The organism is uncultured Draconibacterium sp., from assembly GCF_913063105.1.
In the GTDB taxonomy this organism is placed as follows: Bacteria; Bacteroidota; Bacteroidia; order Bacteroidales; family Prolixibacteraceae; genus Draconibacterium.
In genome coordinates this window covers 33443-60187 of the sequence record NZ_CAJXYQ010000015.1, presented here as the reverse complement: position 1 = coordinate 60187, position 26745 = coordinate 33443, and the positions used below count along the sequence as shown (strand labels likewise).

The window sequence follows — 26745 nt, the reverse complement described above, 5'->3', positions numbered from 1 at the left end:
AATCATGAAACAACTAATTGGCATATTAATTTTCACCCTCGCGGCGTTTTCCTGTCTTCAAAGCAACGCACAAAAAGATAATGAGCATCAGGATCGTTGGGAACGCTATAGAACAGAAAAAGTAGCTTTTTTAACTACTACCTTGGATTTAACACCTGAAGAAGCTCAGAAATTTTGGCCCGTTTACAACGAAATGGAAAAATTAAAAGCTGATTTTCAGCGTAAACGTCGTGAAATGGAATCGGAAGTGCGCGATGCGGAAGGGAAACTTTCAGATAAAGAAATGATTGCACTTACCCGTGCACATGTTGCGGTTAATAAAGAGGAAGCAAATTTACATGAAAAATACAACGAGCAATTCCTGAAAATACTTCCGCCTGTTAAAGTGATTAAACTTTACAAGGCCGAAAATGAATTCAGAATGCATATGTTTAAAAAATATAGAGAAAAGCGACGAAGCGACGAAGAACGCAAATAAAAAAAACAGGCCAAAAGCCTGTTTTTTTTATTTTGTTTTTTGTAGAACTACAATGCCTTAAACCAATCCTGGAAAAGCTTCCCAACCCATGGAATTTCTTTTTGTTCTCCGTTAATTGCTCCGATTAAACTTATAATCCAAAACACCAGGGTAATAATCCAGCCAAAAATATTTATGATTGGAATAAAGGTGATTACTAAAGAGAATAACCACAAACCAAGCATTTGACGAATGTAGAAACTTGCCAGTTCATCTTTTTCATTCGAGTTAATAATCAGGGCAATAATCCAACCAATCCAGGTAATGTGTGCAACAATTGCTTTTGTTTTTCCATCCATTTGTTTTGAGATTTAAAATTTTAGTAAATGTACATAATAATATGCTTTTATTAGAATTCAAACCCAAATAATATTTGGAAGACGACAGGCAATACCACCTTATTTCTGCAACGAAGCACACACCAGTTCTTCATCGTTTCTGATAAATATATGTTGGTTGGCAAAAGCCGGATGCGACCAACATACACCACGCCCCAATTGCTTACGTGTTGGTGCTATTAAAAATGTTCTGCTAATTTCGTTAAAACCATTGGGCGATAATTGAGTAATTAAAAGTTCGCCTTGTTCGTTAAACATCCAAATGTTTTCTTGGTGTTGTACAAAATGAATATTGGCCCATCTTGCCTTTTTCACTGCCGTTTGATCCTCCCAAATTCTATCGCCTGTATTAAAATCAAGACAGCGCAATTCGCCGTAACTATCAACGCCATAAATGTACTTGCCCAAAATTATTGGAGTATTCATCACACAATGCAGGGCATCTGTTTTTCGTTCGCTTTCTCCTTCGCGTTGCCATACTTTTTCGGCAGTTGTATAGTCGTTACCCAGTTTTATCAGAAGCGAGCCGCTGTAAAAAGCGCTAACAAAAATATGGTCATCAGATAAAACCGGGGTGGCAATGCTCATTCCCGAACCTGTTTGCCACGGAAAACGCCAATAAACTTCGCCGGTTTCCGGGTTTAAACCCGAAAGGCTATGTTCGGTCCAGTTTACAACAACCTGCTTCCCATTCTTTTCAATTAGAATTGGTGCCGAATAACCTGCGCGGTCGTTTAAATTTCGCCAAATTTCGTTTCCGGTGTTTTTATCAAAAGCAACAATACCTGCATTATTGTTGCCGCTTACATGAACAATCAGCTTGTTTTTAACAATTAGCGGGGTGGAAGCAATACCCCAAATGGGCATGTTTATTTCGTAAGCTTTGTTCAGGTTCTTTTCCCAAATTACACTTCCCTTTTCTGCATCAAAACAAAACAAATCCCCCATGCTTCCCAGAGTATAAGCTTTATTTTCATGAATAACAACAGAGGCTCTGGGGCCTGCAGGATAGCCAATTCCCGAATATTCACAATCATAGGTAAATTCCCAAAGCATTTTTCCACTTGTTTCATCAAAGCACAGTACGCGCTCTTGCGAAACGGGTTTTTCAATTCTATCGCTTAAATACACTTTTCCGTTTGCCACGGTAGGCCCCGAGTAGCCCGGATTTATTGGCACTCTCCATTTTATAGCGATGGTATCCGATTCAAATTTTTCAATAATATTTTCTGATTTCCATATGGCATCTCTATTGGTTCCTCGCCAGTCGGGCCAGTCCTGGGCCACAACTGATCCAACAAAAGCAAACAATAGTATTAAAACAGGTAGTATTTTCATGATTGTATATTTGATTTTCGGCAGAAATTTAATCAATTCCTTTGTAAACTGAGCGCCAATCTGTGATGCGTTCTTGCTCAGAGCGTGCATCTTTTGGGAAATTGGGGCTGTAAAGCAAGGTGGTTTCGCGTTTAACCAGTTGCTTGTTTTTTACAAAACCATCTCCTCTTTCTGCCAGGTGCTCAACCATTTTGCGTTGCCAGGTTTTTATTTGTTCTTCTTCAACAGCTGCCAGGTTTGTTAATTCTCCCGGGTCTTGTTCTAAGTTAAATAGTTGCTCCTCTCCTGTTCTAAAAAACCAGATGTATTTCCATACACCATCTGTTAAAGCACACCAATAGTTTTCGTTGCTGTAAGTTGTTGCATGTTCCAGATCAATATATTCCCGCCATTCTGAATGGGGGTTTTCAATGAGTGCTTTTACTGAAATGCCATCCATTTCTTCAGGAATTCTCGCACCGGCAAAATCAAGAAACGTGGGTAAAAAATCGCGCAATTCCACAACTTGTTTCAGGTATTCGCCACCCTTGAGCTGCCCTGGTAAAGATTCGGGCCATTTTAGTACAAAGGGAATATTTGACGAGCCCTCGTAGGCGTAAGTTTTGCGCCAGTGATTATGGTCGCCAAGCATATCGCCGTGGTCTGAGGTAAAACAAATAATGGCATCATCGTACATTCCTTTACTTTTTAAAGCCGCCACTATTTTTCCAACCATGTCATCAATAAAAGTAATGTTTGCATAGTAATGTTTTCGGCTGTTTATGGCATGCTCTTGCCCGAAATTGCCATATGCAGCATCTTTGCCGCCAGCTTCATTTTCAAACTTTTTGGCCCAACTACCATAGTACGGCGCACGAATTTTAACATTTTCATATTGATTGAGAAAGCGTTGCGGCGGGTCGTACGGGCTGTGTGGCCTGGCAAAAGAAACCTTCAGAAAAAGGGGTTTATCCAGGTTATAATTATTGATTAAGTCAACTGCCATTTGCCCCGTCCAGTAGGTTGGGTGCAGGTTTTCGTTAAGTTTGTACACTCCGGCACGATGCTCATTCCAGCCAATTCCTGTTTCGTCGGGATTTTTTCCGGGCGCCTGCAGTTTAAACCAATCGCGGTAATCACTCACATAGCCATCTTGTTCAACACGGCCACTCTCGTCGGTTAATGTTCCGTGAAAACCATGCAACGCTTTTTGCGGATACCAATGCATTTTACCAATACCAAAAGTATAGTAACCTGCCTGGCGAAGCATGCGTGGCATTTCGTATTTATACCTGCGCGCTACCCTGCCGTAACCCAGCATGCCGTGGTTCCAGGGAGCCATTCCGGTAAGCAAACCGGCACGGGCAGGCGTACAACTGGGCACCGACGAATAAGCATTTACAAAAGTTACTCCTGCAGCGGCAATATCATCAATATTTGGCGTAATTACTGCACTATTGCCCATACACCCCAAAGCATCAGCGCGCTGCTGATCGGTCATTATAAAAATAATGTGTGGTTGTTTGCCTTTTTCTGCCGCCAACAATAACATTGGCAATAGCAGCAGCAGGATGGTAAAGATATGTTTCATCAGATTAGATTTAAAAAACAAATCTAACGATAAATCATAAAAATATCGAAACAAACAGAATCCTTATTAATATTTTTAAAAAGATTCTATTTGTCGTAATTGAACCTTTTTAAGTGATGTCCCATTCGGTCGCGTTTGGTTTTCATGTAACGTTGATTGTATTCGTTTGGCGGTATTTCCATCGAAACAATTTCAGTCACCTCAAGACCGTAACCCTCTAAGCCAACCCGTTTTACCGGATTATTGGTTAGCAAGCGCATTTTGGTAACCCCCAGGTTACTCAGAATTTGTGCACCTACTCCATAATCGCGTTCATCGGCTTTAAAACCAAGGTGCAGATTGGCATCAACAGTATCCAGGCCCTGGTCCTGAAGTTTATAGGCAGCAATTTTATTTAATAAGCCAATTCCACGGCCTTCCTGCATCATGTAAACAATCACTCCTTTTCCGGCCTCCTCTATCATTTCCATCGATTTGTGCAACTGATCGCCGCACTCGCACCGCATCGATCCGAAAATATCTCCGGTCATGCACGATGAATGAACACGCGCCAGAATGGGTTCATTTGGTTCCCATTCTCCTTTTATCAGGGCAACATGCTCTGCTCCGTTTGATTTTTGCCGGAAAGGAACCACCCTGAAATCTCCGTAATGAGTAGGTAGTTCAACCTCTTCCCCCCGTTCAATCAGGCTTTCGCTCTGAAAAAGAAAAGAAATAAGGTCTTTTATGGTAACAATTTTAAGTTTATATTCCTGAGCAAATTCGTACAACTCTGGCAAGCGCGCCATTGTTCCGTCTTCGTTCATTATCTCCACCAAAACACCCGATGGCTTTAATCCTGCCAGGCGGGCTAAATCAACCGCTGCCTCCGTATGTCCGGTTCGACGCAAAACACCGCGTTCCATTGCTTTTAACGGGAAAATATGTCCCGGTCTGCCCAGCTGTTCCGGTCGTGTTTTTTCGTCAACCAACATTTTTATGGTAATGGCGCGGTCGCTGGCCGAAATTCCTGTAGACACCTCAGGATGGATGGCATCAACAGAAACAGTAAATGCAGTTTCGTTTGAAGATGTATTTTTTCCAACCATCAACTCAAGGTCCAGTTCAGCACAACGCTCTTCTGTTAATGCAACACAAATAAGGCCACGGGCCTTTAATGCCATAAAATTGACGATTTCGGTGGTAATCAACTCTGAGGCTATAATTAAATCACCTTCATTCTCACGATCCTCATCATCAACAACAATTACCATCTCGCCTTTCTGAATAGCAGCAATGGCTTCCGGAATTGTGTTAAGTTTAATCTCTGTCATATCTGCCTGTTTAAATCAGCCGCAAAATTACAAAGTTTTCTTAAACGCGTTTATGACTTTTGCTTATCCTTTGCATGAAATAACATTAACAACACTAATTGTTAACGACAAAAAACTTTTTGGAGCTAATATTTCCCTTATTATCGCTTACAAGAACCGTATGCCAGCCGGGTTCCGGTCTTATTTCAAGTTGGTGAATACTCCTTGTTGTTCCGCAAAATTTTTCATCAAGATACCAGAAAACTTCTGCATCTTTTGTGCGATGGGCTAATTCAATAATAAGCTTTCCGTTTGTGCCATCGAGCTCAACAGGAATAAAAACACGATTCCACTCGCGTGGATAAATAAACTCAAGCTGTTGCTGATTTTCTTCACAACCAGCCAGCAGTGGCGGCAGTGAGGAATACAACACATTTACCTGTTTGTAGTAGTATTCCATTGCCGGAGGTAAAACAAACCAGTTTTTATGGGTCATTTCAGAAACCGGATAACACGCCGAATTTACCCGATGCGTACCTGCACTGTTTAAATGTATTTTATGGTGCCAGCTGCACAGTCTGGCCTTATTTCCTGTAGGCACCTGAACCCATTTTGTATTTTCGCAAAATTCGCCGGGTAAGAAGCCACTTTCGCTGCACACTTCAAGGCTATCCATTTCATCGGCAGGTATGCCAAACCATTCCGAATCGGGCAATGTGGCAAAAACATCGAACATTACCGGTGCTGCGGCGGAAACACCGGTCAAGCCTGCCCTGCCTTCACCATCGGCATTACCCACCCAAACAGCAACAACATAATCGCTTGTTACACCAACCGCCCAGGCATCGCGAAAGCCAAAGCTGGTACCTGTTTTCCAGGCAATAAGTTTGCGGCGTGCAAAATGCTCCCAGCCGCTTTCCGATTCCGGACGCTGAACATTTAACAGAGCCTCAAATGTAGAATAAACCGAAGCTGCCCTAAGTTCTGCTTGCTCAAGCTCTCTTCTTTCTGCTGTTTCCGTTTCTTCGTTCCAACGTAAAGGAGAAAATGGATCAGACAGATATAGTCCATCGTTTTGGTTGTAGGTCTGCAACACTCCGGCCAGCGATGTATACATTCCCGCCAAATCCCAGAGTGTTATTTCTGCTCCGCCTAAAATCAGCGATAATCCATAATAATCGGGCTGATGCGAAAGTGTTGACATTCCTGTCTTTTTTAAAAATGAATAGAAGGCCGGAACGCCATAATCGCGCAACATATGAACTGCCGGAATATTTAATGACCTGGCCAAAGCCTCCTGTGCTGGCACCGCTCCATTGTAGCGGCGATCAAAATTCATGGGGGTAAAACCACCAAAACGAATAGGAATATCGGGAATGAGCATGGTTGGCAGCAGCAAGCCTTCATCCAGCATTTTTGCATATAAAAGAGGCTTAAGAATACTGCCTGTACTTCGTGGCGCCTGAATAACATCTACCTGTGCTGCATGGTTTTCTGCTTCGTTTTTTGGCACATTCCCCACATAGGCCTTTACTTTTTTTGATGACACTTCTGCCACCAAAACCGCCATGTTATTTATATGATTTTGTTTCAGTTTCTGCTGATGCCGCACCACTATAGCATTTGTATGTTTTTGCAGCTCAAAATCTATGGTCGATTTTAGTCGTTGCCCCACCTTTTCGTGCTTTGCCTTTTCGGTTAAATGAAAAGCAAAATTTGGCAAAGCATTAACCTTTTCAGGCAATGGCTCGGTAATAGCCAAATCAAAAGTTAAGCTATCAATAATCTCTGATTTTAACAGTTTTTGCAAAAGGTAATTTCGTTTGTTTTTTAACTGAATATCAGCGCGCCCCGGGTAAATCAGGGCGGGGGCATTAGGTAATACAGCCAGTGTTGCCGATTCGGCCCACGACAGCTGGTGGTTTTCTCTTCCGAAATACCGCCAAGAGGCCGCATCAATCCCAACAACATTTCCACCAAAAGGTGCATGCGAAGCATACATTGTCAATATTTCAGTTTTCGAATACCGCAACTCGGTATGCAAGGCCCAAAACATTTCTACCACTTTATTTTTTAGGTTTCGTTTTTTGTTGCCGCGGGCAAGTCGGCACAACTGCATGGTTATGGTACTTCCGCCGCTAACAATTTTGCCTGCTTTACTATTTTGCAGCATGGCCCGCACCAGAGCTATTGGATTTATACCGGGATGGCGGTAAAAGTAACGATCCTCGAATTGCAACAAACACGTTTTGTATTTTAATGAAACGCTGTCAACCGCAGGGAATCGCCATTGTTCGTCGGCTGCAATGCGGGCACCCAGCAAATTTCCGTTGTCGCTTTCTAAAACCGTTGAATAAGAAGCATTAAACAAGGGTCGTGGAACAAAAACTTCGCCGGCAATAAAAAAAAGGACTAAGCCTACTGCTGAAATAAGAAGAATACTTTTTATCCCTGATTTTCTGCTATTCGAATTCTTATTCATTACCAAAACACACAATTACTATTTTTTTGAACGCTCATTGACAATCGTCCTACTCACCCATTACCAAGTATCTACTTCACTTCAATTATTTGCCCGCCGAGTTTTGCGCGCACCGAATTATCGTACATGGCTTCGCAACTTACAGGTGCCTTGTAAAACTGCCCTTTGTAAGCCGCATTTAAATAAAACACGAAGGTCTTTTCTTCGTTGGCAGCCAAATCAAAATAGGTATAAATCCGATCGTCGCGAATGTCCTGGTAATCAAAACCGGCATTTTTATCAGACATGCCACCAAGGCGTTTATTTAGTATCTCCCAGCCTGATGGAATAAGCGTTGCAAGAACCATTTCTTTATAATCAACCCGCCTGCCCGGATGTTTAACCGTAAGCTCCATTTTAAAATCCGTTCCTTGCTTTATTGCTTGCGGCAGTATTGGCTTACCCGCAGTGTCGAGGTATTTAACGTTTAGCATTAAATTACTGGCGGAAGAAAGTGAATCTATTCCTGAAGGTATACCTTTTGACATCAACCGCACAAAGGTAGCGGCAGCACCTTCATTCGTAAACTGAAGTTCTGCCTCCCTTGAGTCTGAGTTCCCTACAGGAATTGTAACAACCGGAACTTTTGTTTGTATCCGGTGTTTTTCACCTGCTGCCACCAAATCGAATTTGGTATCGCTATCTGCCGTATAATATTTTTCGGCAAAGCGAGCTGCCGACATCAGGCACCACGCGGCAGTTTGGGTACTTAACCAGCTTTCGGCATTTATTTCTTCCGAAATATGTTTAAGCATTTCAAAAGCATTCTCTTTATCGTCAAGCAATAAAAGCGACTCCAAAAACATAGCCTTGTCGCGTAACGACGAGCCATAAGTTCCACTAAACTCCGAATAGTGTTTTACTTCTGTACCAATACCGTTAACCAACTGTTCCGCGGCTTCCTTTTTCCCGGCTAACACATAAGCTGAAGCCAGTCGCCAGCTCACCTCTACCGGTTTATTGTCTTTCTCGCGCAAGCGGTTCATTGCTCCAATATCGGGGTTACCGGCCAAAGCCAGTGTGTAAAGCCGGTAGGCTTGTGTTAAATCGTAATTACGTAACTGTTGATACCTGGCAAAATACTGATTCCCTTTCCAGTTGCGTGCTTCTGCACGTTGAAATCGCAACCAGCGGTCTTTCATGCCATGTGGTAGTTTATAGCCGGTTCTTTCTGCCATTAACAAAAAGTGCCCCACGTAAATGCCAACCCAATTATTCACGTATTCCGATCCCGGCCAGTAACTAAAACCACCGCTTGCCAACTGGTAGGCCTGAAGTTTCTCAAGAGCCAGGCGTACATTATTTTCCGTTTCTAATTTTTGGGCAGCGCTAAGTTCGGTTATGTCTGCCAAAAACAGCTGCGGAAACACAGTAGAAGTTACCTGCTCGGCACAACCATGCGGATACTGAATCAGGTAATCGAGGTGTTTGGCAAGATTAAGCGGGGGAAAACCCGATACCTCAACCCAGTTTTCGTTTGTGCCTGCGGTTCCCGGACACTGAATGCTCGTTTGCCAGGTTTCGCCACCGTTAATCAATTTTGACTGCTGAACAAGCACAGGCAGGTTGGGATTCCGAACGTCTATTTCAATTTCATAACGGGCCTCTTCTCCTCCTGATTTGGCTTCAACTACAATCTTCCCAATTCCAATATTGTCTTTTACTTTTAGTTTAAAAAAGCTCATTTTTTCACCCGGTTTCTGAAAATACAACTCATTCGTTCCGGCTCCAACCAGTTCAAATAAATTGTTTGTTGAAAGCGAAATGCTAACATTTTTCACCACATCTTTCATTGCAAAAACTTCTACCGGCAACTCAAACTCCTCGTTAGGCGCCAACTTCCGCGGAGCTGTAGCCAGCAACATCAGACCTTTTCGCACAGGCACCGATAATTCATTCGCACCGTATGCTCCCTTATTTCCGGCAACAACCATAATGCGAACTGCTCCCACATAATTTGGCATTGCAAACCGGTGTTTTTGTTTTTTGCCGGCGGCAAGAGTAAACGGGCCTGCAGTTTGCACCACCGGTTTAAACCGATTGGCTTCCTTTTTCTCAGTATCTACCATACTGTCATCGCCGCCAACGGCAAAAGCTTTTTCCAGCCGAGCACCGTAAGCACCTGCCACGTAATCGTAAATATCCCAGGTTTTTACGCCAAGTGCTTCGCGCTGATAAAAAGAGTAATGCGGATTTGGTGTTTTAAAGTTGGTAAGCCCCAGCAAACCCTCGTCAACAATGGCCAGCGTATAGGTCATTTGTTTTCCGTGTTCTTCTGTTATTTCAACTGTAAATTCCGTTTCCGGCTCAATTTCTGATGCCGTTTTTATTTGCGGACGAAGAATAGTTTCATCATCGTCGACACCAATCGGGATAATACCGTAAAGACGCAGTGGCGCATCGTTTTCGTTGTTACCGTAGGGCTGCAAAAGGCTTATATTCACATAAAAATTAGGCGCCATATTTTTATTGGCGGTAAGGGTAAAACGGGTTTGTTTATCAGTGGTTTCTACCCAAAACATATCCAATACTCCAGTGCCGTTTTCAAGGCTAACCAAGGCTTTTCCTGCTTTTGATGACGGAATACTGACTTCGATTTTTTCGCCAACCTTGTATCGGTCTTTATCGGTACTTATATTCAACATGGTAGCGCCCTGCTCCATTCCTTCCGAGCGCCATCCTCCCCATTCCGACATGTAGAAGGTAGTGCCGGCTGCATGTCCTGAGCTGGTATTTTTTACCCACAAAAAATACCGGCCATTGTCTTGCCAGTTATTGTATTTTACATTAAGCTTAATTTTTGATGCGTGCGCTGCATTATTAATATTCCAGCTTTTAACCGGCTGATAATAACTGCCCGACACATAATGCGCTAAATTTTCGGAACCTGATTCCCACCACCAACGCCAGTTAATTTTGTATAACCGAACCTCCAGATCGGCGCCCGAAACCGGGTTCCCTTTTCCATCAACGGTTACAATTTCAGGCAGATAATCGGTATCGGTTTTGTACCAGTTATCTTCCGATTCGTGCATGCGCACCCCAACATACGATTTAAAAGGTGAATATTTGGCGCTTGTAAGAGCAGTGCTAAAATCACCGCCATTTTCAAATACCCGCGAAGTAAACCAGGCGTTCAACATTCCGGGGGCGTCCTCCAGTCCCTCTAAATTAAAGGGGATGATAGCCTCACCACTTTCATCAAGTTTGCCGTCAAAAATAATTTGCTCTTGCTTCGAAAAACGTGTGGCGGGGTCGTTAAAACTATATTGTTTGAAATTTTCAAATTCCGTTTTTGTTTTCGCCAACACAACTTCCACTTTGGCTTTTAAAGCATTGGCCGGGCTACCGTGTAACCAGGTGGCAGCCATTGGCAACTTCGTATCTTTTACCTCCAGAGTTTTATCGTCGGGCAAATCCAGTTCAATTTTCAACCGGTTGGGTTTTATACTTTCAATTTTTATCCTTTTTGAGAATCTGCTGTTACCCACCTGCACTTCAGCACGCCAGTTTCCGGTTGGCGCATCGCTTGTGGTTGTAGTTGTTAAGCTATAAAAACCATTTTCATTACTGGTAACTACCCGCCTGTTAACCTGTTGGTCTTTTGGATTATAAAGACTAAATATTACCGGATGATTTTCGGATTGAACTGCTTTTGTCTCTAAAATAAAATTCAAAAACAAGGTGTCTCCGGGGCGCCAAACATCGCGCTCGCCATAAATAAAACCTTTCATTCCGCCGGTTATTACCTGCCCCGAAACGTTAAAGTTACTCACCGATAAAGCAGTACCGTCATCAAGCCGGAGGTAACCAAACTGCTCCCCTTTTTGAGCCACCAGTAAAAATGGTTTTTTACTCAAATCTACCTCAGCAAAACCACGCGCATCGGTTTTAATCGTTTCAATAATTTGCTGCTGAAAATTGAATAATTTTAATTCAACATCGCCAAGCGGTTCGGTGGACAATATGTTGGAGACTGCAAATTTCAGGTGTTGGTTTTTACCTTCTTTGGCCACTATACCTAATTGCGATACCATAATGTTTCTGCTCACAAAACGGCCGGAGTTGTAGTACGACACATGACATGGATTATCGCGTTCGCGCCAATCGTAGCCACTCGGATAATAATAACCGCCATACCAACCCGGCGAATCCCATTCTGTTTTGTAGGCCTCGTTTTCGTTCAAAGCAATTTCTGAAAGCGTTCCATCGGGATTTTCGTCGGAACAGCTGCAAAGCGAATATTCTTTTCTGAAACGCAGTTCTACGCGGTAAATGGCTCCCTGTTCAACAGTCAGCAACTTCGTGAGGTCAATTTTAAAGGTATTCCATTTGCTGTAGTTTATGGGTTCAGCAGAGTGAAGATCAACCTTTCCCTGGTAAACCATCCTGCCAACCTGTTTCAGGTTATTCTGTCCATCAATGCGGTTATTTTGAAAAAACTGGTGCACATTATTTTTATAGACCTGAATTACGCGAACATCAACCGCATTTAAACTGATGGCTTCAAACGGAAACACCATTGATTCGTTTCGTGGAACAATAACGCCTTTTCCCAGCAGGCGCACCTGTGGTTCGGCATTGGTAAATTGCAGCAAAAAATTAGTCGGCGTAGTTAATCGGGCGTAGTTACTGCTTTTTATACCGGCATGTACACTTAAGCTTAATTCTCCCGATGCCCTTTTACCGGTCCAGGCTTTTAACAGGTTTCCATCCAGCTCCAGTTTTATTTCCGGGTTATTTTCCAGTTCAATTAGTCCTTCCAAATCCTGGCCTTTTAACAAGGGATCTGAAAAACGAATTTCAACACATTGCTCCGGTTGTTGCACAACGGAAGCATCTAAAACCTTAAAGTCGCTCAATGCCGGAACTTCCAGTTTTTTTTGCCCGGAAAGGTCTACCCCAAGGGCTTTACCGTCCCAGTGCACCAAAAGTTCTGCCGGTTCATCAGCTTTCCGCACAATGCTATCGATAGTAAAAAAATGTTTACGTCCGTCGGCATCATGAATCCAGTTTATTGGTAACTCATCACCCTCGCAACTTGCGCTTACCAAAGCCTCAACGGGTGCTGCATCCGCAATATCGGCAGTTAAAACACAGGCTTTTAGCTGCATCAGGTTCGTGCCAACATCATCGTAATTTGACAATCCATCAACCGTAACAGAAAAACTCTGCTCAACCGTTGAAAAGCTAAAGGGCATAACCTGAAGTTGCTTGTCAAGTGTTAAAAGTTTTCCCAAGGCAAAAGTGACTTCATAAGTCATTCCCGGCAGCAAAGGCTCGTTGGGTCTGAACTCTATAATCCGGTCGCTAACCCGAACTGTCTTCCCCTGTACCTTCGGACTAAAACGAAACAAGTCTTCCGGAATACTAACCTCTTGAAGTGGTTGCGCAAGGTAAATACTTATGGTTGTTCGGGTTGATACTACTCCACTGGTAAAAGCCTGCACATAATGCGTAAAAGTCGCATCTGTACCACTGATCTTTTTTTCATTTTTTTTACAGGAAACTGTAAAAACAAGCAGAAAAAATATGGGGAAAATAAACTTTTTCACTGTCTGTGTTTTTATGATTTTATATATGACGTTAAAAGTAAGAAATTAGTACCCATGATCGTGCCATAATCAAATTATGTTTCATAATTTTATTCACCGGTTTGAACACTAAATAACAGAAGCAGATGAAAAAAATAATGATACTTTTTGCCCACCCCGCCTACCATAAATCGCGCATTAATAAAACACTGATTAATGCCATTAAAGATTTGGATGGGGTTACCATTAATAATTTGTACGAAAAGTATCCTGATTTTTTTATTGATATTCCTGTTGAACAAGAACTTTTGGCTGAACATGACATTATCATCTGGCAACATCCGTTTTACTGGTACAGTGCTCCGGCATTGGTTAAAGAATGGATGGATCTGGTACTTCAGCACGGTTTTGCCTACGGCACTCAGGGACGCGCATTGGAGGGCAAATGGGCCTTATCAAGTATTTCCACCGGTGGTAGAAAAGAGGTTTACTGCACTGAAGGCAAAAACCATTATACCATAAACGAGTTTTTAGCCCCTTTTCATCAATCGGTAAATTTATGTCGAATGCAGTATCTGCCGCCTTTTGTTGTGCACGGATCGCACACCCTGGCACAAGACCAACTGAAAACCTGTGCAGCCAACTATCGTTCGCTTATTCTTTTGTTACGCGATAGTAAAATAAATCCTGCTATTTTTGAAAATATTGAATACATCAACGAAATTATAAAGCAAGATGCATAATCATGAATTCTTTTTAAACGCCTTAATTTACCTAGGAGCAGCCGTTGTTTCTGTCCCCATTGCTAAAAAACTGGGGTTAGGTTCTGTTTTAGGCTACCTGCTTGCCGGTATCATTATTGGCCCTTTTGTGTTAAGACTGGTAGGAAACGAGGCCGACGAGGTAATGCACTTTGCTGAATTTGGAGTGGTATTGATGCTTTTCATCATCGGTCTTGAACTGGAGCCCAGGCTGTTATGGAAAATGCGACGATCGATATTCGGTCTCGGAGGCCTGCAGGTACTAATTACCGCCGGTTTAATTACCGCCATTGCCCTCCTGCTTAACTTTCAACTCAACCGGGCCATGGCCATTGGCCTTATTCTGGCCCTCTCGTCAACGGCAATTGTTTTACAAACCTTAAGCGAAAAAGGATTAATGCGTAATATCGCGGGCCGTTCAGCTTTCTCGGTGCTTCTTTTTCAGGATATGGCTGTTATTCCCATACTGGCCTTAATACCTATAATTGCTACCCTTGGTGCACCTGCCGATCTTTCTGATACGGCACTGAATAATATTGGAGAAGTGGCTCAGATGCCGGGGTGGTTGCAACTGCTCATTATAATTGGAGCTATAACCGCAATGGTAATTATCGGACGTTTTGCTGCCCGTCATATTTTTCGACTGGTGGCAGAAACCGGCCTGCACGAAGTTTTTGTTGCCCTTGCCCTGCTTATGGTTATTGGCATAGCACTGGGCATGGATGCCATTGGCCTGTCGCCGGCATTGGGTACTTTTATTGCCGGTGTGGTATTGGCCGACAGCGAATACCGCCACGAACTGGAAACAACCATCGACCCCTTTAAAGGTTTACTGCTTGGCTTGTTTTTTATCTCCGTTGGAGCAAGCATAAACTTCAATTTGCTCATTGAAGATCCTTGGATAATCGTTCTTTTTGTTTTACTGCTTATTTTTGTAAAGTTTGTGGTATTGCTGATTTTAGGCCGTATGTTCCGCCTGAAAAAAGGGTTCGAATTCCTTTTTGCTTTTCTGTTGGCCCAGGCCAGCGAATTTGCCTTTGTGCTCATCTCATTTTCGAAACAAAACAAACTTTTCGACGACGAAACCTCGGGAATGTTATTATTGGTAGTCACCCTGTCGATGGCCGTGTCGCCATTACTGCTTATTTTTAACGACAAAGCTGTAAGCCCTATTCTGGCGCGCTGGCACAACAAACTGGAATACGATGAAATTGAAGAAGAGGAAAACCCGGTTATACTGGCAGGTTTTGGCCGTTTCGGACTTACCGTAGGCCGAATTTTATTAGCCAACGGATTTAAGGTTACTATTCTCGACAATAACCCATCCAATGTTGAAACACTTCGCAAATATGGTTTCAAATTGTATTTTGGCGATATAACCCGCCCCACTATGCTCGAAAAAGCCGGCATTGAAAAAGCCCGTTTGCTAATATTAAGTATGGCCGAACACGAAAATGCATTAAAAGTAGCCGAAACCGTCAGAAAAAAATACCCGCATGTTAAAATACTGGCACGCGCAAGAGATATCTTTCATGTATTTGAATACCTGAATTTGAATATCAGCAAAGTGCAACGCGAAACATTTCATTCGGCTGCCGAACTCAGCAACACGGCACTGGTGGAATTGGGCTTTTCGAAATACGAAGCCTACCGGGCCACCCGAACATTTAAACACCACGAAGACCAGGTTACCGAAGAGCTGTATCGCCACTGGCTGGAAGACCAGGGCAAATTCATTCAGGAAACCCGCCGATTTGAAGAACAGGTAAAAGAAACCTTACAGGCTGAAAAAAACTATTCAATTCATGACTCTGATTGTGCATGGGATGTGGATTCGTTGAAAGATGAAGCTAAAAAGCAATCATAGCGAGACGATAATTCAGAATTTTATGGATTTAGAAAACATCAAGGTCCCTAATTTTTAATCCTAGCCTTTGCTGAACATTAGCCATGACATAAAATAAAAACGTTGTGCCTTCGCGTCTTCGTGTTAAAAAAAAATAGCCCTTTCGAACCAAAAATTGAAACGTTCGACAAACTAAATTAGACTATTTCTAAATTGACCACTTTTCACAAAAACTGATTTTTTGACACATACAGATTCAAATTAATATATAGATTTGCAATCTGCAAATAGCAAAAAGTTACAGTTACGGATTCTACAGTTCAACATACGGGTTTTGTTAAAGAGGTGAGGCCCACATCTTTGATTGTAAACATTGTGAGTCAATCAGCCTGCTCAACGTGCCATGCCAAAGGAGCATGCACTGTTTCTGATTACCAGGACAAAGAGATTGAGGTAACAGAATACAAGCTTAATTATAAGGTTGGCGACGAAGTAACCATTCTTTTTAAACAATCAAAAGGATTTACCGCATTGATATGGGGTTACGTCATCCCGTTTTTTGTTGTTCTGGGTACATTAATAGTAGCCCTTGAAATAACCGGGGATGAACTAAAAGCCGGAATCCTGTCATTAATCATACTGATTCCATACTATATAACATTATATTTTTTTCGTCATTTATTAAAAAAAGTACTGAAATTCGAACTCGAAGAAAACGCTTAATAAAATGAGTATCACCGTTGTATATACCATTGTCACATTAGCAGTAATTGGTGCTGCAGCTGCAGTAATCCTGTACTTTGTGGCACAGAAATTCAAAGTTCATGAAGATCCCCGGATTGACGAAGTAGATGAAGCGCTTCCGGGAGCCAATTGTGGCGGCTGCGGTTATGCCGGCTGCCGGGCCTTTGCCGAGGCCTGCGTAAAAGCCAGCGACCTGGGCGACCTGAACTGCCCGGTTGGCGGCAACGACACCATGAATGAAGTGGCTTCTATACTTGGTTTAGAAGCCGTAAAAAAAGACCCACGGGTGGCCTATATCCGTTGTAACGGCACCTGCAACAACCGGCCCAAAACCAGTAGCTTCGATGGGGCTACTACTTGTGCCATAGCCTCGTCGGTATACAGTGGCGAAACCAATTGCCAGTATGGTTGCCTGGGCTTTGGCGACTGTTTTGATGCCTGCGATTTTGATGCCATTGTGATGCATCCTGAAACCGGCATCCCGGAAATAATTGATGACAAATGTGTGGCCTGCGGAGCCTGCGTTGATGCCTGCCCCAAATCGCTGATTGAGTTACGCAAAAAAATGCCGAAAAACCGAAAAGTGGTGGTATCCTGCCGCAACCAGGACAAAGGCGGTGTGGCCCGAAAAGCTTGTAGCGTTGCCTGTATTGGTTGCAGCAAGTGTTTGAAAGAGTGCCCGTTTGATGCCATTACCATTGAAAACAACCTGGCCTATATAGACTCCGACAAATGTAAACTGTGTAGAAAATGCGTTGCAGTTTGTCCGACAGGAGCAATCATAGAGGAAAACTTTCCTCCACGGAAAGTGAAACCGGAAGTAAAAAAAGAAACTGAACCAGTAAAATAATCAGGGATGTTAAAAACGTTCAAAATTGGCGGGGTACATCCTCCCGAAAATAAATTATCGAGCGATAAAACGATTGAAGCACTGCCGCTTCCGAAAACCGTTTTTATACCTGTTGCCCAACACATTGGCGCACCTTCGGCACCTGTGGTAAAAAAAGGCGACACCGTTAAAGTAGGACAGGTAATTGCACAAAGCAGTAGTTTTGTTTCTACCAATATCCACTCATCAGTATCAGGAAAAGTAACCAAAGTTGATTTTTCAGCCGATAGTTCGGGCTATCCTAAACAGGGTATTTTTATTGCTGTTGATGGAGACGAATGGTTGGATGAAATTGACCGCTCGGAAGACCTGGTAAAAGAAATTTCGCTTGATGGGCCGGAAATCGTAAAAAAAATCCAGGAAGCCGGTATCGTTGGCCTTGGAGGAGCAACTTTCCCAACCCATGTAAAGCTGGTGCCACCAAAAGGCATGAAAGCTGAAGTGCTTTTAATTAATGGTGTGGAGTGCGAACCCTACCTTACTTCAGACCATCGCCTGATGCTTGAAAAAGCCGACGAAATTTTGGTGGGTATACAACTGCTGATGAAAGCTATGAATGTTGAAAAAGCAGTTATCGGTATTGAAAACAATAAACCCGATGCCATAAAATTACTGGGCGAAAAATGCAAAAACTATAAAGGCATTGGCATTCAGGCGCTAAAGGTACAATACCCTCAAGGTGGCGAAAAACAGCTGATTAATGCGGTTACCGGAAAAGAAGTTCCATCGGGTGGTCTACCTATTGCCGTTGGCGCTGTGGTAAGCAATGTGGGAACCGCTTTTGCCGTTTACGAAGCTATTCAGAAAAACAAACCGTTGTTTGAACGCGTGGTAACTGTTACGGGTAAAGGTGTTGAAAAACCATCGAATTTTATGGTTCGTATTGGCACAGCCACCTCAGAGCTGATCGAAGCAGCAGGCGGACTTCCGGAAAATACCGGAAAAATTATTAGTGGCGGACCAATGATGGGACGTGCCATTGCTTCGTTAGATGTTCCGGTAACAAAAGGAACCTCGGGCCTGCTTTTAATGCCTGCCGAAGAAAGTAAACGGGAAGAAATTCAGCCCTGCATACGCTGCTCGCGCTGTACTTCGGTTTGCCCAATGGGACTTGAACCCTACCTGCTGATGACATTGGGAGAGAAACAAATTTTCGATCGGGCCGAAAGCGAACGGATAATGGATTGTATCGAGTGTGGATCGTGCAGCTACACCTGCCCCTCGAACCGTCCGCTGCTCGACTATATTCGTTTTGGGAAAGGAAAAGTTGGCGCCATAATGCGCTCGCGTAAAAAATAAAACAAACAACCGATTGTCATCTTGCACCATATTGCGGATGACATCAATAGAAAAGAATAAAACAAACAACTGAATAATGAGTAAATTATTAACAGTTTCACCATCACCGCACGTTCACTCGAACGATTCAACCCAAAAAATTATGCTTCGGGTTGTTTATGCGATGATTCCGGCCATGGCCTGGGGTATTTATCTGTTTGGTTTTGATGCCATTCGTGTGGGATTAATTTCCACCATCTCCTGTGTGGGCATCGAATACCTCATTCAGAAATATGTGATGAAGGTAAAACCAAGTATTACAGATGGCTCGGCTTTAATAACCGGTATTCTGCTGGCTTTTAACGTTCCGGCAAACATTCCGTGGTGGATAATTGTGATTGGCGCCATTGCCGCAATGGGCATTGGTAAACTTTCTTTTGGAGGCCTGGGAGCCAACATTTTTAACCCCGCATTGGTAGGAAGGGTATTTTTGCTCATCTCTTTTCCGGTGCAAATGACCTCGTGGCCAAGCACCCGAATGATGGATGGTGTTGATGCCGTTTCGGCAGCTACCCCGCTAGGTTTAATAAAAGAGGGCATTAAAAACGGCATTCCTGTTGCTCAGCTCGAAGGATTACCAAAACTCTCGGAAATGGCCATCGGGTTTAACAGCGGTTCGCTTGGCGAAGTATCAGCCTTGCTGCTGGTAATTGGCGGTTTATATATGCTTTGGAAAAAGGTAATAACCTGGCAAACTCCCGTTTCCATTTTGCTTACGGTTGTACTTGTATCCGGAATTTTCTGGGTAATTGATCCGGAGCTCTATGTTAATCCGTTTATCCATTTATTTACCGGCGGTTTAATGCTTGGGGCTGTATTTATGGCTACCGATATGGTTAGCTCACCAATGACAGGTAAAGGACAGCTAATTTACGGCTTTGGTATCGGACTGATTACCATTGCCATTCGAATGTTTGGAGCCTACCCCGAAGGAATTTCATTTGCAATTCTGATAATGAATGCGTTTGTGCCATTAATTAATATGTATGTAAAACCTAAACGATTTGGAGGAAACTAAAATGGCAAAACGAGAATCGAGTTTTATAAATATGGTGACTACCCTGGTTTTGGTAACCGGAATAGCAGCAGCAGCATTAGGTTTTGTTTACGATTTTACAAAAGGCCCTATTGAAGCAGCCAAACTAAAAGCACAAACCGAAGCAATAAAGAATGTATTGCCCGAATTTGACGAGCTTGGAGAAACAAAAACAATTACACCGGCCGAAGGAGCCGATGCCCTGGAGTTTTTTCCAGCATATAAAAATGGCGAACTGGTAGGTACAGCAATAAAAACATATACAAAAAGCGGCTTCAGCGGATTTATTTCCATTATGGCCGGTATTGATAAGGATGGAAATTTCTCGGGCTACTCGGTATTGGAACACGCCGAAACTCCCGGACTTGGTTCTAAAATGGATGTTTGGTTTAACAATCCCGAAAAACCAAAACAATACGTAATTGGTAAAAACCCGGGGAGCACCAACTTTACCGTTTCAAAAGACGGTGGCGAAATTGATGCCATTACTGCATCAACCATAACATCTCGCGCATTTTTGGAAGCGCTAACGCTGGCGTATGATTCTTATAAAAACAACGAAAAGTAAGAGGCAATGAGTCAATTAAAAAATTTCTCGAAGGGATTTATAAAAGAGAACCCGGTTTTTGTTTTACTACTGGGAATGTGCCCCACACTTGGGGTAACCTCTTCAGCCATAAACGGATTGGGTATGGGACTGGCAACAACCTTTGTTTTGCTGATGTCGAACATGGTGGTTTCGATGGTAAAGAGTGCCATTCCCGACAAGGTTCGTATTCCGGCATTTATTGTAATTATCGCCACTTTTGTAACCATTGTTCAGCTAACCATGCAAGCCTACCTGCCTTCGCTGTTTAAAAGCCTTGGTTTGTTTATTCCGCTTATTGTGGTAAACTGCCTGGTTTTGGGCCGTGCCGAAGCATTTGCCTCAAAAAACAACCTGGTATCATCAGTAATCGATGGGCTGGGAATGGGACTTGGATTTACATTTGCGCTGGTAACGCTTGGCGGAATTCGCGAAATATTGGGAAGCGGTAAAATTTTCAATATTACCATTTACCCCGAAAACTACGTAACACTCGTATTTGTACTATCGCCCGGAGCATTTATTGTTTTGGGATACCTGATTGCAGCATTAAACAAGATTAAGAAAAATTAGGAGGACGTAAAATGAATTATCTGGTAATTGTAATAGGCGCCATACTTGTAAACAACATTGTTTTAATGCAGTTTTTGGGAATCTGCCCGTTTTTGGGGGTTTCCAAAAAAGTATCAACCGGGATTGGAATGACCGGTGCCGTAGCCTTTGTAATGATTTTGGCCACCATTGTAACCTATCTGATTCAGCATTATGTGCTCGAAAAATTCGGGTTGGGATTTTTACAAACCATCGCGTTTATCCTGATTATTGCATCGCTGGTGCAAATGGTTGAAATTATTCTGAAAAAAGTAAGTCCCCCGCTGTACCAGGCCCTGGGAATATTTTTGCCTCTTATTACTACTAACTGTGCCATTCTGGGTGTTGCTATCCTTACCGTACAAAACGAGTTTAACCTGCTTGAGGGAGTAATCTTTTCGACCTCGCATGCCATTGGTTTTGGCCTGGCGCTGATCCTGTTTGCAGGTATTCGCGAACACCTCGATTTACAGGATGTTCCGAAAGGTTTAAAAGGAACACCCATAGCTTTAATTGCAGCAGGAATATTGGCAATGGCATTTATGGGATTCTCTGGATTAGTGTAAGTTAGTAAAAGATTAACCCAACATTAATGATTTATCATTTTTGTTGAAGTGGTTAAAACAAACACATATAGCTTACATTTATTTGTTAAATTTGCTATGTGCAGATAGCAAAACAAACTATCTCAAAAATTTAAAACTGTAAACATTGGATTTTTTTCAACAGATACATAAATCTTTACTTCAGGGATCGGAAGAGACCATCCAACGAGAGCTGATGAACAGTATCGACTGGAATCAACGGCTAATTTGTATAAAAGGATTCAGAAGTGTTGGAAAAACGACTTTTTTGCTCGATTACATAAAAAAGCACCATCCCGAAAGCAACGAGGTTTTATACCTTAACTTAAATAATTTCTATTTCACAAAGCGTAAAATCAGCTCTTTTGCTGATGAGTTTGCCAAACGTGGAGGTAAAATTCTTATTCTCGATCAGATACAAAAATACCCTGACTGGTCGGCAGATTTACGCAAATGTATGGACGAGATTCCTGAGCTGAAAATCGTATTTACATCCTCGCCGGTTTTACGTGTTACCGAAGGCAACCCCGACCTGGAAGGAATTGCAAGCATTTACCACCTCGAAGGATTGTCATTTCGCGAATACCTGAATCATCAAACAGGAAAAAGATTCAGGACATATACTTTTGAAGAGCTTCTGAAAGACCACATAAAAATTGCCAAAGAAATTGTTGCAGAAATAAAGCCGCTGGCCTTTTTCGACGATTATTTAAAACACGGGTATTTCCCTTACTATATGGATGCCCCTAATTTTTACATCGACAAGCTTCTGAAAAACATTAACCTGGCACTTGAAATTGATGTACCTTATACCAACCAGATTGAATTTAAATACCTGCCCAAACTTCGAAAACTGTTGCACATAATTGCTTCTGAAACACCATTTACACCAAATGTAAGTAAACTGGCTACATCGGTTGAAACATCGCGTGCAACCATAATGAACTACCTAAAATACCTGAAAAACGCCAAACTTATTAACCTCCTGTACGAAAATGGAGGTAGCGACGATGACCAGATGAAAAAGCCGGATAAGGTATACATGCAAAATACCAACTTGCTTAACGCAATTGCCCCAAATAACAACGATAAAATAACCGTTAGGCAAACATTTTTTTACAACCAGGTTGGTTACGTTTGCAAACTGTCGAAATCGCCGGTAGCCGACTTTTGCATTAACGGGAAATACAAGTTTAATGTTGGTGGCCGAAAACTCGAACCTCAAAAAGGAATTTATGCGGCTTCAGATGTAATTGAAATTGGCGAAGGCAACAAAATCCCGTTATGGCTTTTTGGATTCCTGTATTAAAGAATCGGGAATAAAATATAAAAGAATTTGAAACAGTTACGAATATCAATTGTAAACTAAAATAAATTAAAGACGAATCAAGATGGCAAAACAAAAAAAAATGGTTACATGTGACGGTAACTACGCAGCAGCGTATATGAGTTACATGTTTAGCGAAGTCGCCTGTATTTATCCAATTACTCCGTCGTCAACAATGGCTGAGTATGTTGATGAATGGGCAGCTTTTGGAAAGAAGAATATGTTTGGACGCCCGGTACGCCTGGCCGAAATGCAAAGTGAAGCCGGTGCAGCAGGAGCTGTTCACGGAGCATTACAATCAGGAGCATTAACATCAACTTACACTGCATCGCAGGGCTTGTTGTTAATGATTCCGAATATGTACAAAATTGCTGGTGAGTTGCTACCAACAGTATTCCACGTAAGTGCACGTGCACTTGCAGGTCATGCATTATCAATTTTTGGCGACCACAGCGATGTTTATGCTGCACGCCAAACAGGTTTTGCAATGTTGGCAGCCGGATCGGTACAGGAAGAAATGGATTTAGCTGGTGTAGCCCATTTGGCAACCATTAAATCGCGTGTTCCTTTCCTTGCTTTCTTCGATGGATTCCGTACTTCGCACGAAGTGCAAAAAATTGAAGCTATTGAAATGGAAGATATTGTTCCGATGTTAGACCAGGAAGCTCTTCAGGAATTCCGTAACCGTGCGCTTAACCCTGAAAACCCGGTTACCCGCGGTACGGCACAAAACCCTGATATTTTCTTCCAGGCAAAAGAATCGGCTAATAAATTTTACGATGCAGTTCCTGATATCGTTGCCGATTACATGGATCAAATCAGCGAATTAACCGGTAGAAAATACCGCCCGTTTACATACTACGGTGCACAAGATGCTGAAAACGTAATCATTGCAATGGGTTCTGTTACTGAAACCATTAAAGAAACGATTGATTACTTAAACGCTCAGGGTAAAAAAGTTGGTTTAATTTCGGTACACCTGTTCCGTCCGTTCTCGGCAAAACACTTTGTTGAGGCATTACCCGAATCAGTAAAACGTATTGCTGTTCTCGACCGCGCTAAAGAACCTGGAGCTGCTGGTGAGCCATTATACCTTGATATCCGCTCGCACTTCTACGGACAAGAAAATGCCCCTCTTATTGTTGGTGGCCGTTTTGGTTTAGGTTCAAAAGATACTACTCCGGCTCAAATTGTTTCCGTTTACGAAAACCTGGAAATGAACGAGCCTAAAAACCAGTTTACTGTAGGTATTGTTGATGATGTAACTTTTACATCGCTACCGATGAAAGAAGAAATCGACATGACTCCAAAAGGAACATACCAGGCTAAATTTTATGGTTTGGGTTCTGACGGTACTGTTGGTGCAAATAAAAACTCAATTAAAATTATTGGTGACTCAACCGACAAATCATGTCAGGGTTATTTCCAGTACGACTCGAAAAAATCAGGCGGTTTCACTTGTTCGCACCTGCGTTTTGGCGATGCTCCTATTCGTTCGACTTACCTGGTAACAACTCCCGACTTTGTTGCTTGCCACGTACCTGCATACTTCAACCTTTACGATGTTCTTAAAGGATTGAAAAAAGGTGGTTCTTTCTTGCTGAACTCGATTTGGGACGAAGAAGAAACCAAAAAGCAATTGCCTGATGCCATGAAGAAGTATTTGGCTGATAACGAAATCAATTTCTACATCATTAACGGTACTAAACTGGGTGAAGAGATTGGTTTGGGAACACGTACCAACACCATCATGCAATCGGCATTCTTTAAAATTACCGAAGTAATTCCTTACGAGATGGCTGTTGAAAAGATGAAAGCAGCAATTGTTAAATCGTATGGTAACAAAGGTGAACACATTGTAAACATGAACTATGCAGCGGTTGATGCCGGTGGTAAAAACGTAGTAAAAGTTGAAGTGCCAGCAGAATGGACAAACATTGTGGTTGCTGAAGAAAACGACGAATCAAAACGTCCGGAATACATTGCTAAAGTTGTTGACGTAATTAACGCACAAAAAGGTGACGACCTACCTGTTTCAACTTTTGTTGGCTCGGAAGATGGTCAGTTCCCACTTGGAACAGCTGCTTTTGAAAAACGTGGTATTGCTGTAAATGTTCCTGAATGGCAAGCTGATAACTGTATTCAGTGTAACCAGTGTGCTTATGTTTGTCCTCATGCGGCTATTCGTCCGTTCCTGATGACAGAAGAGGAAGTTGAAGCTGCTCCGGAAGGAACAGAAACCAAAACAGCTACTCCTTCAAAAGTATTTGGTGGATTGAATTTCCGTATTCAGGTATCGCCTCTTGACTGTACCGGTTGTGGAAACTGTGCCGACGTTTGTCCTTCAAAAGTAAAATCGCTTGTAATGAAACCACTTGGATCGCAACAAGCTGAAGTTGAGCGTTGGAACTATATGGACGAGAAAGTTACCGTTAAAGAAACTGTTGTTGACAAAACAAAATCAGTTAAAAACTCACAATTCGCTCAACCATTATTCGAGTTCTCGGGAGCTTGTGCCGGTTGTGGTGAAACTCCATACGTAAAATTAATTACGCAGCTTTACGGCGAGCGTATGATGATTGCCAACGCAACAGGTTGTTCTTCAATCTACGGTGGTTCGGCTCCATCTACTCCTTACTGTAAACACAAAGAATCGGGTCACGGTCCGGCATGGGCAAACTCGTTATTTGAAGACAATGCCGAATATGGTTTTGGTTTTTCGGAAGGTGTAAGTGCACAGCGTAACCGCATTGCCGACATCATGACTGCTGCCCTTTCAAACGGTGCTTCTGATGCTGAAAAAGAAGTATTTGGCGAATGGCTGGAGAAAAAAGACAATGCTGATGGTTCGGTAGTAGCATCGAAAAAAGTACTTGACGTAATTGAAGGTAGCGACAGCGAATATGCCACTGAACTTAAAAAACTGAAGCAATACCTGATTAAAAAGTCAATTTGGGTATTTGGTGGAGACGGTTGGGCTTACGACATTGGTTACGGTGGTTTAGACCACGTAATGGCCAGCGGCGAAGATGTAAACGTATTGGTAATGGATACCGAAGTTTATTCAAACACTGGTGGACAATCGAGTAAAGCAACACCTGTTGGTGCAGTAGCTAAATTTGCTGCATCGGGTAAAAAGGTACGTAAAAAAGACCTTGGTGCCATGATGATGAGCTACGGTTATGTTTACGTTGCACAGGTTGCAATGGGCGCCAACCAATCGCAATATTTCAAAGCATTAAAAGAAGCAGAAGCCTACCCAGGTCCATCATTAATTATTGCTTACTCTCCATGTATTAACCACGGGTTACGTGCCAGCATGGGACGTACCCAGGAAGAGGAGAAAAAAGCAGTAGAAGCAGGATACTGGCAATTGTTCCGCTACAATCCGCTATTGGAAGACGAAGGTAAAAACCCATTCCAGTTGGATTCTAAAGCACCGGATTGGAGCAAATTCCAGGACTTCCTGAACGGCGAGGTTCGTTATACTTCACTGAAGAAATCGTTCCCTGCTGAAGCTGATGAATTATTCTCGGCTGCTGAAGATAACGCAAAATGGCGTTACGCATCATACACACGTATGGCAGCTATGGATTATTCAAAACCTGAAGGCGAAGAATAAGAACACGACTATTCTTAGATATTTTGAAAAGCTGCATCGTTGGATGCGGCTTTTCTTTTGCCCTTTTTTCTGCACAAAATCGGCTAGCCCGGCTTATCCAAAATCTTTATCACGTTTTGTTCTAACCGGAACCGGGTTGAATAATTATGAAAGGTTAAAGCACTAACTTCTTCCATTAGTTAGACTAAACCGCTATGCACTGGAAGTACGTAGGTTTAAGATTGAATGAAATTCAAAAGAAATATAATAAAGACATGAGTACAAAGTACGAGAGAAGAAAGCACCACATTTTGTATTCTTTCTCAATACTC

18 protein-coding genes are annotated in these 26745 nt (G+C 42.5%); 12 read left to right on the top strand and 6 right to left on the bottom strand.

Features of this window, described 5'->3' with window-relative positions; all coding sequences use genetic code 11:
* Positions 1-4 precede the first annotated feature (4 nt).
* The gene (locus tag QZ574_RS14205) at positions 5-478 is read left to right on the top strand and encodes a hypothetical protein (protein WP_297090643.1); all 474 of its coding nucleotides are present in this window, start codon (positions 5-7) and stop codon (positions 476-478) included.
* Positions 479-525: 47 nt separating this feature from the next.
* On the opposite strand, the gene QZ574_RS14200 is transcribed toward QZ574_RS14205, so the two are convergent.
* The 6 genes from QZ574_RS14200 to QZ574_RS14175 form a co-directional block, all read right to left on the bottom strand.
* Positions 526-816, bottom strand: a complete 291-nt coding sequence (locus tag QZ574_RS14200; RefSeq protein ID WP_297090641.1) for a hypothetical protein — start codon at positions 814-816, stop codon at positions 526-528.
* A 99-nt stretch (positions 817-915) separates the two neighbouring features.
* A complete protein-coding gene (locus QZ574_RS14195) occupies positions 916-2193 on the bottom strand; it encodes a PQQ-binding-like beta-propeller repeat protein (RefSeq protein ID WP_297090638.1) in 1278 nt (425 codons plus the stop codon).
* A gap of 28 nt (positions 2194-2221) precedes the next feature.
* Positions 2222-3763 carry an arylsulfatase gene (locus QZ574_RS14190; RefSeq protein ID WP_297090637.1) on the bottom strand — a complete coding sequence of 514 codons (1542 nt, stop codon included), beginning with the start codon at positions 3761-3763 and terminating at the stop codon, positions 2222-2224.
* A gap of 86 nt (positions 3764-3849) precedes the next feature.
* On the bottom strand, positions 3850-5076 hold the full coding sequence (locus tag QZ574_RS14185) for a bifunctional 3,4-dihydroxy-2-butanone-4-phosphate synthase/GTP cyclohydrolase II (protein ID WP_297090635.1): 1227 nt from the start codon (positions 5074-5076) through the stop codon (positions 3850-3852).
* A 94-nt stretch (positions 5077-5170) separates the two neighbouring features.
* Positions 5171-7537 (bottom strand): penicillin-binding protein 1C, encoded by a 2367-nt coding sequence (gene pbpC / locus QZ574_RS14180; RefSeq protein WP_297090633.1) that lies wholly within the window; start codon positions 7535-7537, stop codon positions 5171-5173.
* Positions 7538-7608: 71 nt separating this feature from the next.
* Complete coding sequence (locus QZ574_RS14175) at positions 7609-13131, bottom strand: Ig-like domain-containing alpha-2-macroglobulin family protein (protein WP_297090631.1); 5523 nt, start codon at positions 13129-13131, stop codon at positions 7609-7611.
* Between the two features lie 125 nt (positions 13132-13256).
* Here QZ574_RS14175 and QZ574_RS14170 point away from each other — a divergent pair, with 125 nt between their 5' ends.
* The 11 genes from QZ574_RS14170 to nifJ all read left to right on the top strand — a co-directional run bounded on the left by QZ574_RS14170 (position 13257) and on the right by nifJ (position 26434).
* Positions 13257-13853 carry an NAD(P)H-dependent oxidoreductase gene (locus QZ574_RS14170; protein ID WP_297090628.1) on the top strand — a complete coding sequence of 199 codons (597 nt, stop codon included), beginning with the start codon at positions 13257-13259 and terminating at the stop codon, positions 13851-13853.
* Positions 13846-15738 (top strand): monovalent cation:proton antiporter-2 (CPA2) family protein, encoded by a 1893-nt coding sequence (locus QZ574_RS14165; RefSeq protein ID WP_297090625.1) that lies wholly within the window; start codon positions 13846-13848, stop codon positions 15736-15738. Before QZ574_RS14170 ends, QZ574_RS14165 begins: the two co-directional genes overlap by 8 nt.
* Positions 15739-16062: 324 nt before the next feature.
* Entirely contained in the window at positions 16063-16440 is a 378-nt protein-coding gene (locus tag QZ574_RS14160; protein WP_297090623.1) for a SoxR reducing system RseC family protein, read from the top strand.
* A 4-nt stretch (positions 16441-16444) separates the two neighbouring features.
* Positions 16445-17311 (top strand): Fe-S cluster domain-containing protein, encoded by an 867-nt coding sequence (locus QZ574_RS14155; RefSeq protein ID WP_297090621.1) that lies wholly within the window; start codon positions 16445-16447, stop codon positions 17309-17311.
* A 6-nt stretch (positions 17312-17317) separates the two neighbouring features.
* Positions 17318-18649 carry an electron transport complex subunit RsxC gene (rsxC, locus tag QZ574_RS14150; RefSeq protein ID WP_297090619.1) on the top strand — a complete coding sequence of 444 codons (1332 nt, stop codon included), beginning with the start codon at positions 17318-17320 and terminating at the stop codon, positions 18647-18649.
* 76 nt (positions 18650-18725) lie between these two features.
* The gene (locus tag QZ574_RS14145) at positions 18726-19706 is read left to right on the top strand and encodes an RnfABCDGE type electron transport complex subunit D (protein WP_297090617.1); all 981 of its coding nucleotides are present in this window, start codon (positions 18726-18728) and stop codon (positions 19704-19706) included.
* The gene (locus QZ574_RS14140; RefSeq protein ID WP_297090615.1) at positions 19693-20292 is read left to right on the top strand and encodes an RnfABCDGE type electron transport complex subunit G; all 600 of its coding nucleotides are present in this window, start codon (positions 19693-19695) and stop codon (positions 20290-20292) included. The genes QZ574_RS14145 and QZ574_RS14140 overlap by 14 nt, the downstream gene beginning before the upstream one ends.
* Before the next feature lie 6 nt (positions 20293-20298).
* Positions 20299-20883: an electron transport complex subunit E gene (locus tag QZ574_RS14135; RefSeq protein WP_297090613.1), complete on the top strand. Its 585-nt coding sequence runs from the start codon at positions 20299-20301 to the stop codon at positions 20881-20883.
* A gap of 11 nt (positions 20884-20894) precedes the next feature.
* Positions 20895-21467 carry an electron transport complex subunit RsxA gene (gene rsxA, locus QZ574_RS14130; RefSeq protein ID WP_297090612.1) on the top strand — a complete coding sequence of 191 codons (573 nt, stop codon included), beginning with the start codon at positions 20895-20897 and terminating at the stop codon, positions 21465-21467.
* Between the two features lie 145 nt (positions 21468-21612).
* Entirely contained in the window at positions 21613-22794 is a 1182-nt protein-coding gene (locus tag QZ574_RS14125) for an AAA family ATPase (RefSeq protein WP_297090610.1), read from the top strand.
* An 82-nt stretch (positions 22795-22876) separates the two neighbouring features.
* Positions 22877-26434 (top strand): pyruvate:ferredoxin (flavodoxin) oxidoreductase, encoded by a 3558-nt coding sequence (nifJ, locus tag QZ574_RS14120; RefSeq protein ID WP_297090608.1) that lies wholly within the window; start codon positions 22877-22879, stop codon positions 26432-26434.
* The last annotated feature ends 311 nt before the right edge of the window (positions 26435-26745 follow it).